The sequence below is a fragment of the Helicobacter pylori genome, from assembly GCF_001653475.1.
GTDB lineage: Bacteria > Campylobacterota > Campylobacteria > Campylobacterales > Helicobacteraceae > Helicobacter > Helicobacter pylori_CM.
The window spans coordinates 1497593-1512097 of the sequence record NZ_CP011487.1; the positions used below are offsets into that span (position 1 = coordinate 1497593).

Annotated in this window: 11 protein-coding genes and 4 pseudogenes; 10 read left to right on the plus strand and 5 right to left on the minus strand. The window is 38.2% G+C overall.

Features of this window, described 5'->3' with window-relative positions; genetic code table 11:
• The first annotated feature begins 111 nt into the window (after positions 1-111).
• Positions 112-891: a hypothetical protein gene (locus tag AA974_RS07280; RefSeq protein WP_064434001.1), complete on the plus strand. Its 780-nt coding sequence runs from the start codon at positions 112-114 to the stop codon at positions 889-891.
• Positions 892-1208: 317 nt separating this feature from the next.
• Entirely contained in the window at positions 1209-1448 is a 240-nt protein-coding gene (locus tag AA974_RS07285) for a hypothetical protein (RefSeq protein WP_230380949.1), read from the plus strand.
• A 186-nt stretch (positions 1449-1634) separates the two neighbouring features.
• Here AA974_RS07285 and AA974_RS07290 read toward each other — a convergent pair whose 3' ends face one another.
• From AA974_RS07290 to AA974_RS07305, 4 genes and pseudogenes are all read right to left on the minus strand, one after another.
• Positions 1635-2087: a hypothetical protein gene (locus AA974_RS07290; RefSeq protein WP_064434002.1), complete on the minus strand. Its 453-nt coding sequence runs from the start codon at positions 2085-2087 to the stop codon at positions 1635-1637.
• Between the two features lie 13 nt (positions 2088-2100).
• Positions 2101-2580, minus strand: a pseudogene (locus AA974_RS07295) (hypothetical protein).
• An 8-nt stretch (positions 2581-2588) separates the two neighbouring features.
• Positions 2589-3323: pseudogene (locus AA974_RS07300) on the minus strand (TIR domain protein).
• A 194-nt stretch (positions 3324-3517) separates the two neighbouring features.
• Positions 3518-3778, minus strand: a complete 261-nt coding sequence (locus AA974_RS07305) for a hypothetical protein (protein WP_064434003.1) — start codon at positions 3776-3778, stop codon at positions 3518-3520.
• Between the two features lie 70 nt (positions 3779-3848).
• Between AA974_RS07305 and sppA the strand changes: the two genes are divergently transcribed.
• The 4 genes and pseudogenes from sppA to AA974_RS07325 form a co-directional block, all read left to right on the plus strand.
• Positions 3849-4727, plus strand: a complete 879-nt coding sequence (sppA, locus tag AA974_RS07310; RefSeq protein WP_064434004.1) for a signal peptide peptidase SppA — start codon at positions 3849-3851, stop codon at positions 4725-4727.
• A gap of 2 nt (positions 4728-4729) precedes the next feature.
• Positions 4730-5611 (plus strand): formyltetrahydrofolate deformylase, encoded by an 882-nt coding sequence (gene purU / locus AA974_RS07315; protein ID WP_064434005.1) that lies wholly within the window; start codon positions 4730-4732, stop codon positions 5609-5611.
• Positions 5612-8067: pseudogene (locus AA974_RS07320) on the plus strand (hypothetical protein).
• Between the two features lie 261 nt (positions 8068-8328).
• Positions 8329-8849, plus strand: a pseudogene (locus AA974_RS07325) (restriction endonuclease subunit S); the annotation flags it as partial.
• 191 nt (positions 8850-9040) lie between these two features.
• On the opposite strand, the gene hpnL reads toward AA974_RS07325, so the two are convergent.
• Positions 9041-9229 (minus strand): nickel-binding protein HpnL, encoded by a 189-nt coding sequence (gene hpnL / locus AA974_RS07330; RefSeq protein WP_080471075.1) that lies wholly within the window; start codon positions 9227-9229, stop codon positions 9041-9043.
• 253 nt (positions 9230-9482) lie between these two features.
• Between hpnL and rsmA the strand changes: the two genes are divergently transcribed.
• From rsmA to rlmN, 4 genes are read left to right on the plus strand one after another with little or no spacing between them, the layout of a single operon-like run.
• On the plus strand, positions 9483-10298 hold the full coding sequence (rsmA, locus tag AA974_RS07335) for a 16S rRNA (adenine(1518)-N(6)/adenine(1519)-N(6))-dimethyltransferase RsmA (RefSeq protein WP_064434007.1): 816 nt from the start codon (positions 9483-9485) through the stop codon (positions 10296-10298).
• Positions 10299-10333: 35 nt separating this feature from the next.
• Positions 10334-12403, plus strand: coding sequence for a ribonuclease J (locus AA974_RS07340; protein WP_064434008.1), 2070 nt, complete (start codon positions 10334-10336; stop codon positions 12401-12403).
• Positions 12387-13376, plus strand: a complete 990-nt coding sequence (locus AA974_RS07345; RefSeq protein WP_064434009.1) for a KpsF/GutQ family sugar-phosphate isomerase — start codon at positions 12387-12389, stop codon at positions 13374-13376. The genes AA974_RS07340 and AA974_RS07345 overlap by 17 nt, the downstream gene beginning before the upstream one ends.
• Positions 13373-14440, plus strand: coding sequence for a dual-specificity RNA methyltransferase RlmN (gene rlmN / locus AA974_RS07350; RefSeq protein ID WP_064434010.1), 1068 nt, complete (start codon positions 13373-13375; stop codon positions 14438-14440). Before AA974_RS07345 ends, rlmN begins: the two co-directional genes overlap by 4 nt.
• The last annotated feature ends 65 nt before the right edge of the window (positions 14441-14505 follow it).

The window sequence follows — 14505 nt, forward strand, 5'->3', positions numbered from 1 at the left end:
CGATAAGCTTTTGTCATTCAAATGACCTATTATAGCAACAAATTAAAACAAATAGTATTTTAGCCGATAGTGTCGTAGGATACTTTTGAAATTTAAGCGGTAGGTTTGATAATGGCGTTTTGGCGTAAAAGATTAGCGGTTGGTTGTTGTATCGTTTTATTTTCATGCATGATGAACGCTAATAACATTCAAATTGTCAGAGACGATCCGCCCCTTGATCCAACGCTCCCTGCATGGGTTTATTCTGTTGCGTTATTGAAAGTGTATTTTAGCGATGGGACTTATAAAGAAGGCTATGCGACTTTGCTCAAAAATGGGCGTTATATCGCTTCTTCTGAAACGCTTTATTCTAATGGCTTATACCCTAAAACGATTTTAGCCAAAATGCAAGACAGTAGTGCTAAAGAGCTGATTTGTATAGCCAGCTTGCACCTTGAAGCGATGGATAGGAATCAAGGGCTTTCGCTTTTAAAAACCGCCGATTTTAGAGACGATTATTGCCATAAAAGAGAAGAGAGCTATTACCATGCAAGGATTTATACAAAATACGCTCAAACTTTCCATTCAAATCCTTACACAAATCAAAAAACACCCGATTCTGATCTCTACTACCCAGCATTGAATGAGGGGAATTCTTTTTCTATACAGACAACGGGTATTTCTGTGGCTGAACTTTTAAAATCTAAAAAGTTTCTTCCGCTTGATACTTCTTTTAAAAAGGGGAGCGTGTTGTGGGGAGGGAGGCCTTATTTTAGCGAAGTAGGGGAGTTTATGGGAATGGCTAGCAGCGCTTCAGAAAACCAAGAAAGTTTAGTGATTATCCCTAAAGAAAAGATCGTGCAATTTTTAAGTGCTCTAAAAAATCAAAATATTTTTCAAAATATTCCCTAGGAATCATTAAAATCCTTCATAAAATCCCTAAATCCCTTGAATTCAATGTTGAGTTTAGATACAACAACTGTCCTTGGTATTGAGAGAATTGGTTTTCGTTTTGCAATCCGTTTCTCGTTTTCCAAGGCACTAAAAGCGAAATTTAACTCTAAAGGAGTTTTATCAAATGATAGAAATTACATTTAGCGGCATTAACGATTCAAACGAATTTGTTTCACATGGTAGATTTGTTCAATTTACCGATAAGCAAGGTTTGGGTTGTCCGCTCCATAAACTTACAAAAAAAGGAAATTAAATGAAAAAAGACAAAAGTAATATTGGTTATATATAGAAATGCAAATGATAATTATCAAGGGCTACATGGAACTGCAGCTCTTTTAAAAGAAATGTCAGATTTGGGTGGACCGAACAAATTTATAGCTAAATATGGTCCACGCATTAATGGAATAGTAGAAGAACTGCTTGAACTAGACAAACTCTATAAAAAGGTTTCTGGAGATGTCAATGAGTTTTTGCTTGACTTGGTTGATGATCATACGCCAGATAAAAAGAAGTAGCTAAATCCTAGGTCAAGGTAACTTAAGCTCTCATCAAGGAACTTTAAGTTACTAGGCATGCATGTTAATTTATTTTTATAGTTTTAAGTTTTATTTTATAGTGAAACTCATAAGGAAATAGGGGTTATTTTGCGATATTCTAAATCTTAAAACGCTTGAGAAGTTGTCGTTTGAAGTCAAGCTCTTTTATGGCCAACACTTCATTGAAACAGAATTAAAAACTAAACTATAGACCACCAAGCAAAGACCTAACGCCCAATAGGGGAAGAGGCTAAACGAAAACATGACGCACAAGTGTAGCGCGCACCGGCAAGTTTGATGAATGGGAAAGACTTCAAACAGCCTCTCATTGGTTTTAAGTCTGTTTTCTATCAGCCATTGGTATTGCTCTCTAAACAACCTTTCTTGCGTGAGATAATACGCATCCAAAAGCCAAAAACATACCAACAACACCCCTAAAACGCATAACCCATAAAGACTAGAAATCGCTTCCATTTTAAGGGATAAAACCCCCACAACAAGAGCGAGTGTCCATTTTTTGCACTCTAAAGAATTTTGCGCCATTCTGTTGATAACGCCTTGCAAGATTTCAAGCTCTTCTATAAGGATTTTTTCTCTGTCTGTTGGGGTGGTTTCCATTTATCTTCATTATTTATTTGTTAAAACTGAAAGTCCAAGCGCCTTTGTTGGTTTGTATTTCTGCTTCTATAATATTGCACCCTTTAGAAAAGCCTTTTATTTTTTCTCCGAATTTAAGGGTTTTTGGCTCCATCATCACACCCTTTTGCTTTAATTGAGAAATTTTATTTTTCATGTTTGCCAACTTTTTCTTTTCGTTAAGTAATTTATAAACGCTTGCCATATCTTTAAAATCTTACATAGAAATTGGAGCAATTTGACTTAAAATAACCCTTTGAAGTGCCTCTTCTACTGGAACAAAATTAACAATGCAGTTCCCACGATTAAGCTTTACGCCTTGAATAGTAACGCTATCTACTTTAGAGATGATTTGAAAGTCGGCATCGACGACAAATCTTCCCATCTCAATCGGTGATTCACCGCCCCCACAGCCTACTAAATACAGCACCAAACAGCTCGTACCCAGTAATTTTTGATAAGTTTTAAAAAGCATGCTTGCTCCTATGGATTAATTTGTTGTGATAGTTCTCTAAGAGTTATAGTCTCTAGGTATCCTAAAAATGGCGATATATCATGAACGACTTGCATGCTTTCCATCATTGGAATTGGACGACTCTCGCTAATAGAATGAATAGAATGAGCGATTCTTAATTCTTCGCAAATCCATGCTGAATAAGTGATGTACAATAGAACTTGATTGCGCGATAGCCATTGATTAAGAGAAACGCTGTTTTTACTTTCTAGGAACACGAAATAAGGGCATTTTCTGATCATGTCTTCTAGAGATTCTCTGAGAATGAGCGTGAAAGCGTCTTCAATCCCCCTTATATCATTGTATTGTGCCAATTTATCTAAGACTTCGTCTTTATAATCCCAAAAAAGCGAATCTACAAGCACTCTGTGATTTTTTCCGTTCTCCAGATAGTTTTTAACCTCTAAAGCCTCATTTTTATCCGCATGCAAATGCGATAGAAACACTCAAGCGTTCTTTAATTGTGGTTTGAACGGGTTAAAAAAGGCTTTTTTAATCTCACTATGGTTTAAAATGATATTGCCGTTAGAATATTGGGCGTATTCAATGAGTTTGTCAATCTTTTCAGCCACTTCATTAACTTGATGGGCTTGGTTGTTAGAAAGGTGCACGCTGGATTTTAAAATACTTAAAATACTTTGATTTTTACTACTCTTTAAATCAACCTTAAAAGCTTTCATGGTTTTTTCTATGTTTTTAGTCATTCCAAACCTTTATCAATACGATTTAAGTTTCCTTTAAAATCTTTTGATTATAGTAGACTTAGCTTAAGAGTGCTTGAATTTTGGGGGTTTTAAGGGTGCTTTTGGCGCTAAAAACCACCGCCGAAAAAAGCTTTTTTACAAACAAAAAGGGCGTATAAAATTGACCCTAAAATCGCAAAAACAACAAAGACAATCTAAAAAACCTCTTCGCATGCCTTTTTGTCTTTATTGAGTAAGCATGCTTTTTGCAATTTTATGAAGCGCTTTTTCCTTTCTTCTTCAGTCATATTGTTAGGCTTTTCAATAGGGCGTGGAAGAGGGTGTGAAGGCTTTGAAGTGGGGGTATTGAATTCGGGCACATACCCTAGTTTATTGACTGAATAAAAGCCTAAAGCGGCGATTAAAATAAAAATCCAATCTGTTTTTCTGATCTTAGGGCAAAATTTACACGCCATGATTTAATCCTTAAAACATTTGAAGTATAATACACTCTTATAGTCAAATTTTTAAGTCTAGGAAAACCGCATGTGGAGTTTCATTCAAAAAATCTTTAAGGTTTTAATCATTATGCCTTTAGATTTTATTACGAAGTATTTCAAGTCGTTTGTGCTGTTATTGGTTGTATTAGTCTTTTTTAGCGCTACAGAAAGCGCGCCAAGCACACCGCCCAATCTCGCTAAACTCTATTTAAACGGGGCGATTTTTAGCACAGAGGATTTTGACAAAGAAGTGGATAAAATCTTAAAAACCCCTAGCATTAAGGGCGTTTTACTTTTGATTGACTCTCCTGGTGGGGCCGTGTCAGCGAGCGTGGAATTGAGCGAAAAAATCGCTGATTTGAAGCAAAAAATGCCCGTTTTAGCGTATGCTAGGGGGGTTATGGCGAGCGGGAGTTATTATGCGGGCATGCAAGCGAGCGAAGTTTATGCCTCTAAAGCGAGCTTGATCGGATCGATTGGGGTGATTTTTTCGGGCGCGAATGTGGAAAATTTGCTCAATAAAGTCGGCGTAGCCACTCAAGGCGTGCATGCGGGCGAATATAAAGAAATAGGCACTTTCACCAGAGCATGGAAAGCTAATGAAAAAGAATTTTTGCAAAATTTAGTCAATGAGCAATACCAAATGTTTGTGGATGATGTCGCAAAAGCCAGGAAATTAGACGCTAAGGATTATAAGGATTTTGCTGAAGGGAAGGTTTTTAGCGCTCAAAAGGCTCTAAAATTAAAACTCATTGATAAAATCAGCACGATCAAGCAAGCCCAAAATCGCTTAATGGAATTGAGTAAGGTTAAAAAAGCTTATTGGTTGGAAAAAAGCCCTATGGAGCGCTTCATTGAAAAAGCCACGCAATCAGCGGCAAATATCATCACGCAAGCGTTTGGCTATCAACTATCAATGAGATAAAGATGTTAGAATTTATTTTAAAAATTCAAGCTAGAGACTCTAAAGGCTTGGTGAGTGCGATTAGCACCACTATCGCTAACAAGGGCTATAACATCGTCAAAAACGATGAATTTGTCGATCCCTTAAAACAGCGCTTTTTCATGCGGCTAAAAATCCAAAAAGAAATTAAGCCCTTGAATGTTGGAATGAAAGAGCAAGAAGAGCGATCCTTAAAAACCGCTCTTTTTAAAGCCTTAGAAAACTTTAACGAACTATTGATTGAAGTCATTTTAACGCATAAAAAAAACATCATTCTGCTCGCTACTAAAGAGAGCCATTGCTTGGGGGATTTGCTTTTAAGGGTGTATGGAGGGGAATTAAACGCTCAAATTTTAGGCGTTATTTCCAACCACGAGATTTTACGCCCTTTAGTGGAAAAATTTAACATCCCTTATTTTTATGTGCCTTGCGTTGATCAAATCTCGCATGAAAAAGAAGTTTTAGCCATCATTAAAAACCTAGAATTAAAACACAAAGCAAGCGCAGACTTGCTTGTTTTAGCCAAATACATGCGCATTTTAAGCCATGATTTTACGAAGCGCTATGAAAATCAGATCCTCAATATCCATCATAGTTTCTTGCCCGCATTCATTGGGGCTAACCCTTACCAGCAAGCGTTTGAAAGGGGCGTGAAAGTCATCGGGGCCACGGCGCATTTTGTGAATGAAAGCCTTGATGCCGGCCCGATTATCATACAAGACACTCTCCCCATTAACCACAATTACAGCGTGGAAAAAATGCGCCTAGCGGGTAAGGATATAGAAAAACTGGTTTTGGCTAGGGCTTTAAAACTGGTTTTAGAAGATAGGGTGTTTGTGCATGAAAACAAAACGGTGGTGTTTTGAATGCTTTTAGATTTGAGCAACCTCAATGAAGAATCCTTAAAAATCCGAATCAGAGACAAGTTCTTTAAGGATAAAAAATTCTCTTATATCGGGGATAAGATAGATTTCATACTAAGTTATAAGCACTCTAACGCCACCTTACCCATTTTATGGGGCGAAGCCAAAAGGGGAGATTTTGACGACTTGGATAAAGCTTTCACGCAACTTCTTTTAACCATAGGCAAGCACAGGCTTTATACCCACCACACGCCACCTTATTTGTGCACTTTTAACGCTTTTAGAATGGAATTTATCGCCTTTAATGACACGATCACAAGCTTTTTCTATAAAAGCGATATAGATTTTTCTATCACCCCAAGCAACCACAACACAGCGGGTTTTAAACACGCTTTAGAGGCGTTTAAAGCCATGTGCAAATCCCATAAATTGGTTTTTGACTTTAAAACCCAAAGCCAAGAATACAAAGAATTTATTGAAAATAATTTAAACTCTAGCCATTTAACCAACAAAATCAAAATTGATAAAAATAATTTCTTTACGATCTATCAAAAGTGGTTCGAAGCTGTCAAACCCACCATTGACATAGATTGGGAGGTGGCTAAAACTAAAGGCATTTTAGACGCAGACTATTATTTAGCGGATTTGCTTAGCGATGGCGTTAAAACCATTATTGAGAAATTGCAAACGATTTTAAGCTCCAATTATTATAAATTAAAAAGGGGTGTGAATGAGTTAGGTAAAATAGATTTTATGGAAATTGGTTTCACAGACGGCCAACAAGCCCACAAAGAATTTTGGAATATTTATGAAAGGCCTCCTAAATTAGGGTTTCAAGCTTTTATTTTAGAGCGGCGTGATTTGTTGGTGCCAAGCGATGTGAGAGAAAGGAAAGGGGCGTTTTTCACCCCTAAAATCTGGGTGGAAAAAAGCCAAGAAGTTTTAGCTAAAGCTTTGGGGCAAGATTATCAAGAGAATTATATCATTTGGGATTGCGCTGGGGGGACTGGGAATTTGCTTCGGGGTTTATTGAATAAGGCTAATTTGTATCTATCCACTTTAGACAGCAACGATGTGGCGATTGTGAAAGATCTAGCTGCAAAAAACCACTTAAAGCTGCTGGAAAATCAGATTTTCCAATTTGATTTTTTAAACGATGATTTTAATAGCGATAAAGTGCCAAAAAGCTTGCAAGAAATCTTAAACGACAAAGAGAAACGAAAAAAGCTCATTATTTACATCAACCCGCCGTATGCGGAAGCGGGCAACAAAGCTAAAATGAGCGGCACAGGGAAGCATAAAGATTTAGTGGCTAGGGGCAATCTTATTTGCAAGAAGTATAAAGATGAATTGCATAAAGCCAATAACGAACTTTTCGCTCAATTTTTCATGCGCATTTATAGGGAATTGGATGGCTGTATCATGGCGAGTTTTTCAACGCTCAAATACCTGAATTCTAGCAATTTTAAAAAATTCAGAGAAGTCTTTAAAGCCAAATTTTTAGAGGGGTTTATGGTGCCTGCAGACACTTTTGATAATGTGAAAGGGCAATTCCCTATCGGCTTTTTGGTGTGGGATACCGCTACCCCCCCTTTAAAGCCCACCAACGCGCTCAATTTAGAAGTGTTTGATAAATTCGGGGAATTTTTGGGGTATAAAAATATTGTTAATGAAAATGTCAAAAATATTCATAAGTGGTTGAAACAAAAAGAGAAAATTGAAAACATGGAAATTTTAGGATACATAGATACTCCTACTCCAGACTTTCAAGGTTCACCTTCTGTCGCCATTATTAATAATAAAAATTCTTCTAAACGCCATAGTGTGTATTTCGCTATTACTAGTAGTAATATTCTATTTGGAAGCGTGTTTTTTTCTATCCGCCATGTTTATGAACACACATGGCAAAATGACAGAGACCAATTCTACGCTCCTTACGATGATGCATGGCAAGAAGATGAAGTGTTTAAAAGCGATTGCTTGATTTTCATGCTTTTTCACACCCAAAACCGCATCACAAGCACTCAAGGGATTAACCATTTTATCCCCTTTAGCGAAACTGAAGTCAATGCCAAAGAAAGGTATTCTAGCCACGCTTTATTAGACTTTTTAAAAGGCAAGATAAAAGAGGAAGGCGATACCCTCTTTTTAAACGCTAAAAAAGAAAACAAGCCCCTAGAATTCAGCCAAAGCGCTTTAAATGTGTTTAACGCAGGGAAAGAAATTTATCGCTATTACCCACGCAAGATTTCACAAACCGCCCCTATAACGCTAATATAAGCCTTTATGACATCAAAGAATTTTTTCAAGGCCGTAACGCGCAAGGCAAATTAAATCTGCCCGCTAAAGCCAAAGACGAACATTACAAACAGCTTTACGCTAACTTGCAAGACGCCCTAAAAGATCTCGCTAAAGAAATACAGCCTAAAGTCTATGAATACGGGTTTTTAAGGGAGTAATTTTAAACGGGGTGGAAAGCGTCTTCTTTTTCCTGCTTAAGCCCAATGCGCTTAATCAAGCCGTCTGTCCCAAAAACACAATTTCCACAATTTTTACACAAAAGAGGGTTATCATTCATCCGCAACAAGAATTTTAGAATTTTCTTGTTATCTCAATTTAAAGGTCAAAACGATGAAAAAGTTAGCCGCTTTATTTTTAATAAGCGCGTTGGGGTTAATGGGGTAATAGAACGCATGGACGCATTAACAACGCCTTTAAATTGGCAAAGAGTGAGGCTTGGGGATATAGCCAACTATTTAACATCAAATCTAAGTGCAGAACAAATCACGCAACAAGGAAAAATTAAAATCTATGATGTGAATAATTTCATAGGCTATACAGATACAACTTTCATTAGTGATAAGCCTTATATTTCTATTGTTAAAGATGGAAGTGTAGGCAGAGTAAGGATTTTGCCACCTAAAACAAATATTTTATCTACTATGGGAGCGTTAATTGCTAATTATAAGACGACAACAGAGTTTTTATTTTATTTGTTATCTAATTTTGATTTTAAAAATTTCACAAGCGGTAGCATAATTCCGCATATTTATTTCAAAGATTATAAAGAAAAGACTATTTTTTACCCTCTCTAAACGAACAGATCGCTATCGCTAACATTTTAAGCGATTTGGATAAAGAGATCGCCAGCCTTAAAAACAAAAAACGCCAATTTGAAAACATCAAAAAAGCTTTAAACCACGATTTAATGAGCGCTAAAATCAGGGTTTTAAAGAAATAAAACACCCATAGATCGCGCCCAATACGCATGGCAGAGTTTTACATTATAACCGCTCATCAATAAGCTTATCTTTATTTGACAGAAAACAGAGCCATTTGACAATCATAAAAAAGAGAAATTTTAAAAGTTTAAAAATCTGATGAAGTTAAAAGCTAGGAGTGACCCTAAGGCCGCCCCCATAAACGCCCCAATCAATATTGTTGGTTTTGTTGTTGTGCTTTTTGTTGTTGCTGTTGTTGAGCTTGTTGCTCTGCTTGTTGTTCGGCGTGTTGTTGCACATTATGGTGGTGGTGTTCGCCGCCATAGTAATGGTGGTGGTGTGCATGGTGATGGTGGTGGTGTTGGCTGTTAGCCTGTTGTTGTTGTTCATGGTGTGCCATGATGACTCCTTTAATTGAAATTTAAATTCTAGCTCATCGGCTAGGATTTCATTCTATAATGCGAAATCTAACCAATTATTAACAAAAAAGATTTTAATGCTAATTTTTAATACGAGCGCCAATTTAAGCGCTTCTATTGTCAAAACTACCAACATCTTTGAATGAAAAAAGCTATAATAAAGAAGTTGCATTAAAAAGGGAAAACAAATCCCTTTTTTAAGGTATAATATGAGGAGTTTTAGAAACGCTTCTTATGGTGGTAGCTAAAAAGTCTTTAGGACAGCATTTTTTAACGGACGAGTCGTTTTTAGACAGAATTGTTAATGCTTTGCCCCCCTTAAACCCGTTGAAATTAATTGAAATTGGCGTGGGGCTAGGGGATTTGACTCTTAAGTTGTTGGATCGCTATCCTTTAAAGACTTATGAGATAGATAGTCGCTTGTGCGAGAAAATGCGATCAAAACTAAAGGCACAAAAAAAGCCTTTCGGGTTAGAATTAGTGGAAAAAGACGCTCTTTTTTTAAAAGAAGAAGAGCCTTATTTTTTGATCTCTAATTTGCCTTATTATATCGCTACCAGGCTTGTTTTAAACGCACTCAAAGACCCTAAATGCAGGGGCTTATTGGTGATGACACAAAAGGAAGTGGCACTCAAATTTTGCGCCAAAGATTCACAGAACGCCTTAAGCGTTTTAACTCAAGCAATAGGGAGTGCTACCCTTTTGTTTGATGTGCCGCCTAGTGCGTTTAGCCCGCCTCCAAAGGTGTTTTCTAGCGTGTTTGAAGTGACTAAAGAGCCGCTGAAAGAAAAGGCGTTGGCTTCATTAGCCCGAGTGCCATTTTTTGAAGAAGCCCTACAAAAAGGGTTTGAAACATTAGAAGATTTTTTGAAAGCATGTTTCTCATCTCCTAGGAAGACGCTTTCAAACAATCTTAAAAAAAGCGTTTCTTATAAAGAAAAGCTTGATAAGGTGTTAGATTTTTTAGCGTTAGAAAACCAACCAGCAAGCGTGAGAGCGTCTGAGATAAAAGATTATCTCAAGCTCTTAGAATACCTTTTAAAAGGCTAATGCCTTTTAAAAATTGAAATAAAGGAATAATCGTTATGACCGATAACAACCATTATGAAAACCATGAAAACAGCAGTGAAAATTCAAAAGCGCATCATGAGGCGCGAGCCGGGGCGTTTGAGCGATTCACCAACCGCAAAAAGCGTTTTAGAGAAAACGCGCAAAAAAACGGAGAGTCTTCAAACCATGAAACGCCTTCGCACCATAAAAAAGAGCACCACCCCAACAAAAAACCAAACAACCACCACAAAGTTAAACATGCTAAAACACGAAATTACGCCAAAGAAGAATTGGATAACAACAAAGTAGAGGGCGTTACGGAAATTTTGCATGTGAATGAGAGAGGGACTTTAGGCTTTCATAAGGAGCTCAAAAAGGGCGTTGAAGCGAATAACAAGATCCAAGTGGAGCATTTAAACCCGCATTATAAGATGAATCTAAACTCTAAAGCGAGCGTTAAAATCACGCCTTTAGGGGGCTTGGGCGAGATTGGGGGGAACATGATGGTCATTGAAACCCCAAAAAGCGCGATCGTGATTGATGTGGGCATGAGCTTCCCTAAAGAAGGGCTCTTTGGCGTGGATATTTTAATCCCGGATTTTTCCTACTTGCACCAAATCAAGGACAAAATCGCTGGCATTATCATCACCCATGCCCATGAAGATCACATAGGGGCCACGCCTTATTTGTTTAAAGAGTTGCAATTCCCCCTTTATGGCACGCCCTTGAGTTTGGGGCTGATTGGGAGCAAGTTTGATGAACATGGTTTGAAAAAATACCGCTCGTATTTTAAAATCGTAGAAAAGCGCTGCCCCATTAGCGTGGGCGAATTTATCGTTGAATGGATCCACATCACGCATTCTATTATTGACAGCAGCGCTTTAGCGATCCAAACTAAAGCCGGAACGATCATCCACACCGGCGATTTTAAAATCGATCACACTCCAGTGGATAATCTGCCCACTGATTTGTATCGTTTGGCGCACTATGGCGAAAAGGGGGTGATGCTTCTTTTAAGCGATTCCACTAACTCCCATAAATCCGGGACTACACCGAGTGAAAGCACCATAGCGCCGGCTTTTGATACCCTTTTTAAAGAAGCGCAAGGGCGGGTGATTATGAGCACATTCTCTAGCAATATCCACCGGGTGTATCAAGCCATACAATACGGCATTAAATACAACCGCAAGATCGCTGTGATCGGGCGCTCTATGGAAAAAAACCTAGACATCGCCAGGGAATTAGGCTATATCCATTTGCCTTATCAATCTTTTATTGAAGCCAATGAAGTCGCTAAATACCCAGATAATGAAGTCTTAATCGTAACGACCGGTTCACAAGGCGAAACCATGAGCGCGCTTTATCGCATGGCGACAGATGAGCACCGCCACATTTCTATCAAACCCAACGATTTAGTCATCATCTCTGCTAAAGCCATTCCTGGCAATGAAGCGAGCGTTTCAGCGGTATTGAATTTTTTAATCAAAAAAGAAGCTAAAGTGGCCTATCAAGAATTTGACAATATTCATGTGAGCGGGCATGCCGCCCAAGAAGAGCAAAAGCTCATGTTAAGACTCATTAAGCCTAAGTTTTTCTTACCCGTGCATGGGGAATATAACCATGTCGCGCGCCACAAACAAACCGCTATTTCTTGCGGGGTGCCTGAAAAGAATATCTATTTAATGGAAGATGGCGATCAGGTGGAAGTTGGCCCTGCGTTTATCAAAAAAGTAGGCACGATTAAAAGCGGTAAAAGCTATGTGGATAACCAAAGCAATTTGAGTATTGACACAAGCATCGTGCAACAAAGAGAAGAAGTCGCTAGCGCTGGGGTGTTTGCCGCTACGATTTTTGTGAATAAAAACAAACAAGCGCTTTTAGAAAGCTCTCAATTTTCTAGTTTAGGGCTTGTGGGTTTCAAAGATGAAAAGCATTTGATGAAAGAAATTCAAGGAGGCTTAGAGGTGTTATTAAAATCCAGCAACGCTGAAATTGTGAATAACCCTAAAAAATTAGAAGATCACATTCGTAATTTCATCCGAAAAGTGCTTTTTAAAAAGTTTAGAAAATACCCGGCTATCATTTGTCATGTCCATTCTTTTTGATTGCAACGCTGCCGCTATACAAGTCTTAAGAGATGAAGCGAGCGCGCTTTTAGAAAGCGTTCAACAATTCCAAAAACCTAACGATTTAGAAGCGATTGTCAAGCTCATTTTAAGAAGCCAAGAAAAAGGGGGTAAGCTTGTGATAGTGGGCGTGGGTAAGAGCGCTTTAGTGGCGCAAAAAATCACTGCTTCTATGCTAAGCACCGGTAACAGGAGCGCGTTTTTACACCCTACAGAAGCCATGCATGGGGATTTGGGCATGGTGGAAAAAAACGATGTGGTTTTAATGATTAGCTATGGGGGCGAGTCTTTAGAATTATTGAATCTGGTGGGCCATTTAAAACGCCTAAGCCATAAAATCATCACTTTCACTAAAAGCCCCACCAGTTCGCTCTCTAAACTCGGCGATTATTATTTGAGCTTGAAAATTAAAAAAGAAGCTTGCCCAATCAACACCGCCCCGACGACTTCTACCACCTTAACTCTAGCGTTAGGCGATGTTTTAATGGCATGCTTGATGCGAGCGAAAAACTTTAGCCAAGAAGATTTTGCTTCCTTTCATCCGGGCGGGCTTTTAGGCAAAAAACTTTTTGTCAAGGTTAGAGACTTACTGCAAACCACGAATCTCCCCCTAATCGCTCCTAGCACAAGCTTTAAAGACGCGCTCATAGAAATGAGTGAAAAACGCTTAGGCAGCGCGATTTTAGTCAATGATAATAACGAGCTTGTGGGGATTTTGAGCGATGGCGATGTCCGTAGGGCGCTATTAAAAGGGCTTAGTTTGGAGAGCGAAGTGAAGCGTTTTGCCACTTTAAAGCCTAAAAGCTTTAAGAATTTAGACGCTCTTCTTTTAGAAGCGTTAGAATTTTTAGAGCGCCACAAGATCCAGCTTTTAGTGTGCGTGGATGATCATAATAAGGTTTTAGGGGTCTTGCACTTGCACCAACTTTTAGAATTAGGTCTTAAAGCATGAAAGCGAGCGTTTATGATTTCACTCTAAAGGAATTGAGCCAGCTTTTAAAACCAAGCTTTAGGGCTAAACAGCTTTATTTGTGGCTCTATGCAAAGTATAAAACAAGCTTTAAGGGCATGCAAAATAATTTTTCAAAAGATTTTATCGCTTATTTGGAGCAAGAATTTACTTTGCGCACGATAGAAATCACGCATGTGAGAGAGAGCGTTGATGGCTCTAAAAAATACCTTTTTAAATCTTTAAGAGACAACCATACTTTTGAAGCGGTGTTGTTGAAAATGAAAGATAAAAAGATTGATGGAGAGACGAATGCTATTTTAGAGGGAGAAAAATACACCGTATGCGTGTCTTGTCAAATAGGCTGTCAAGTGGGTTGCTCGTTTTGTTTCACTCAAAAAGGCGGTTTTGTAAGGAACTTAAAAGCGGGCGAGATCATCCAGCAAGCCCTACTCATCAAAGAAGACAATAACCTCCCCATTGAAAAAGCGCTCAACATTGTTTTTATGGGAATGGGCGAGCCTTTGAATAATTTAGATGAGGTGTGTAAAGCGATTGAGATTTTTAATACCGGCATGCAAATTTCACCTAAAAGAATCACGATTTCTACTAGTGGCGTAGCCGATAAAATCCCTATTTTAGCGGGCAAAAACTTAGGCGTGCAATTAGCCATCTCCTTACACGCTGTAGATGACAAAACGCGCTCATCTTTAATGCCCTTGAATAAAAAATACAATATTGAATGCGTTTTGAATGAAGTGAGAAAATGGTCTTTAGAGCAGCGCAAAAGAGTGATGTTTGAATACCTTTTAATCAAAGATTTAAACGATAGCTTGGAGTGTGCTAAAAAACTTTTAAAACTTTTAAACGGCATTAAATCCAAAGTGAATTTGATTTTATTCAACCCGCATGAAGGTTCTAAATTTGAACGCCCCAGCTTAGAGAGCGCTAGAATGTTTGCGGATTTTTTAAACTCCAAAGGCTTACTATGCACCATTAGAGAGTCTAAAGCCTTGGATATTGAAGCGGCTTGCGGGCAATTGAGGGAGAAAAAACTCTCTCAATAAATTTAAAAACTCTTTTTTGTGGTGTTTGTCTTTTTTCTAATGGGGGTGTTGGTTTTAGTCCAGCA

Bases quoted from the DNA above. Each gene is read 5' to 3' on its own strand.
- AA974_RS07280 (WP_064434001.1), top strand. From the start codon at position 112: ATGGCGTTTTGGCGTAAAAGATTAGCGGTTGGTTGTTGTATCGTTTTA.
- AA974_RS07290 (WP_064434002.1), bottom strand. From the start codon at position 2,087: ATGGAAACCACCCCAACAGACAGAGAAAAAATCCTTATAGAAGAGCTT.
- AA974_RS07305 (WP_064434003.1), bottom strand. From the start codon at position 3,778: ATGGCGTGTAAATTTTGCCCTAAGATCAGAAAAACAGATTGGATTTTT.
- sppA (WP_064434004.1), top strand. From the start codon at position 3,849: ATGTGGAGTTTCATTCAAAAAATCTTTAAGGTTTTAATCATTATGCCT.
- purU (WP_064434005.1), top strand. From the start codon at position 4,730: ATGTTAGAATTTATTTTAAAAATTCAAGCTAGAGACTCTAAAGGCTTG.
- hpnL (WP_080471075.1), bottom strand. From the start codon at position 9,229: ATGGCACACCATGAACAACAACAACAGGCTAACAGCCAACACCACCAC.
- rsmA (WP_064434007.1), top strand. From the start codon at position 9,483: ATGGTGGTAGCTAAAAAGTCTTTAGGACAGCATTTTTTAACGGACGAG.
- AA974_RS07340 (WP_064434008.1), top strand. From the start codon at position 10,334: ATGACCGATAACAACCATTATGAAAACCATGAAAACAGCAGTGAAAAT.
- AA974_RS07345 (WP_064434009.1), top strand. From the start codon at position 12,387: ATGTCCATTCTTTTTGATTGCAACGCTGCCGCTATACAAGTCTTAAGA.
- rlmN (WP_064434010.1), top strand. From the start codon at position 13,373: ATGAAAGCGAGCGTTTATGATTTCACTCTAAAGGAATTGAGCCAGCTT.